Genomic DNA, 1,947 nt, shown 5'->3' with positions numbered 1-1,947 from the left:
GGTTTCGCCGTTGAGGCCGAAGAAGTCGTTCCACTTGACGGAGGTGCCGGCGAAGGTGGTGCCGGTGGAGGTGGCGACGTAGACGTCGTTGAGGGAGCCCTGGGTGAAGGCGACGATGTCGTCGCGGCCGTCGCCGGTGAAGTCGGTGGGCGAACCCGCCAGATACCGGCCACCCGACGGCGACGGGCCGCAGTTGTCGCTGACCAGGTACTTCTCGTGGTACCGACCGGGATACGGCGCCAGCGATGTCCCGTTGATCACGATCGTCTGCCCGACGCCGTTGTAGAGCTGCTCGTAGTGGATGTGCGGCCCCGACGAGTTGCCGGTGCTGCCCGTGGTGCCGATCTGCTGGCCCTGCTGCACGTACGCCCCGTCGGGCACGGAATACGAGCTGAGGTGGAAGTAGTAGGTGGTCCAACCGCCGCCGTGGTCGATGACGATGTAGTTGCCGGCGCCGCTGGGCTGCGAGTACCGCCGGGCGACGCCGGCGGCGGAGGCGACCTGCGGCGTGCCCGCTGTGGTGCCTCCGTCGGCCCGCACGAAGTCCAGGGCCTGCCGGACCTCGGCGCTGTGGTGGTCGTAGGTCCACCGCTGCCCGCACGGGAACGGGGCCTTGAAGTTCGGCGCGGCGAGCGCGGGGGACGATGTCGCCACCGCGCCGGTCAGGACGCCCACCGCCAGGGTGAGCAGGGCGACCAGGACGCGACGCGCCCCGGTCCTCGGATGCCGTGACATGGGGTGACTCCCGTCGGGGAAGACTCGAACGGACTGGACGAGGGTCAGCCGGCGCGGCGCAGGCGTCCGAGCATCCCGTTGAGATCCTGGACGAAGATCTCGTGCCGGAAGTAGTGGCCGCCGGGCAGTTCCCGCCACTCGTGGGGGATGCCGGCCCGGCCCAGGGCCGCCCGGAACTCGCGCTGACCGGCCAGCACCTGGGTCTCGTTGACGTAGTCGAACCAGTTGATCGGGTCGGGCGAGGTGCCGGCGGCCAGGAAGATGCGCTTGTTGCGGTAGCTCTCGATGCGCTGGACCGGGTTGTCGGCGGTGACCCGCGCCTCGTCCCACAGCGGGGCGCCGTAGACGGTGCCGCCGCCGAGGTCCATGGCGGCCGACGTGGTGTTGGCCCAGTGCACGACGAGGCCGAAGTCCCGGCGCAGGCTGGCCGGGCCGGAGTGGGAACTGACCGAGCAGAAGTGGCCGTAGTACTTCGCGGTGTACTTGAGGGCGCCGAAGCCGCCCATGGAGAAGCCGGCCACGGCGCGACCGTTGTACTCGGGGAAGGTGCGGAAGTTCGACTCGATCCACGGCAGCAGCTGCGCCATGTGGAAGGTTTCCCAGTTGCGGGGACCGGTGTTGCTGCTGACCGGGTTCGAGTACCAGCCGGTGGAGGCGTCCGGCATGACGACGATGATCTCCCTGCCGGCGGTCAGGTTGATGATGTTGTCCTGCATGTGGAAGGTCCGGAAGTCGGCCGCTCCGCCGTGCAGCAGGTACAGCACCGGGTAGCGCTTGCCGCTGGTGTGGTAGCCGTCGGGCAGCAGGACGTTGACCGCCGGGTCCCACTCGATGGCGTCCGTGGCGAAGCGGTAGTACTGCAGGCGGCCCCCGTTCTCGTTGCGGTCCACGATGCGCAGGCCGTGGCCGTCCTGGGCGGCGGAGGCGGGCAGCGGCGCGGCCAGGGCGCCGGCGAACGCGCCGGCGGTGGCGACTCCCGCAGCGCCGGTCAGGAGACGTCGGCGGCTGACGGGCCGGCGGACGGCGGGGGTGTTCTCCATGGATCCTCCATCTGGTCGGACCGCGCCGGGCGTACGAGAACCGCGGCGCGGAGCTTTCTGGCTACACGGGACGGGGTTCAGAGGGTGGTTTCGCCGTTGAGGCCGAAGAAGTCGTGCCATTTGGTGCTGGGGTTGAAGGTGGTGCCGGTGGAGAGTGCGACGTAGACGTCGT

Annotated in this window: 2 protein-coding genes; both read right to left on the bottom strand. The window is 69.7% G+C overall.

The annotated features are described in order from the left end of the window. A partial coding sequence (locus AB0G08_RS30115) for a M23 family metallopeptidase (protein WP_358094353.1) occupies positions 1-735 on the bottom strand: 735 nt, incomplete at its 3' end. 44 nt (positions 736-779) lie between these two features. Beyond that, positions 780-1,775 (bottom strand): alpha/beta hydrolase-fold protein, encoded by a 996-nt coding sequence (locus tag AB0G08_RS30110; protein WP_358094350.1) that lies wholly within the window; start codon positions 1,773-1,775, stop codon positions 780-782. Positions 1,776-1,947: the final 172 nt, after the last annotated feature.

Source organism: Micromonospora sp. NPDC023644, from assembly GCF_040640115.1.
Lineage (GTDB): Bacteria > Actinomycetota > Actinomycetes > Mycobacteriales > Micromonosporaceae > Micromonospora.
The sequence above is the reverse complement of the archived record's forward strand: the minus strand, read 5'-3'. Positions and strand labels throughout refer to the sequence as shown.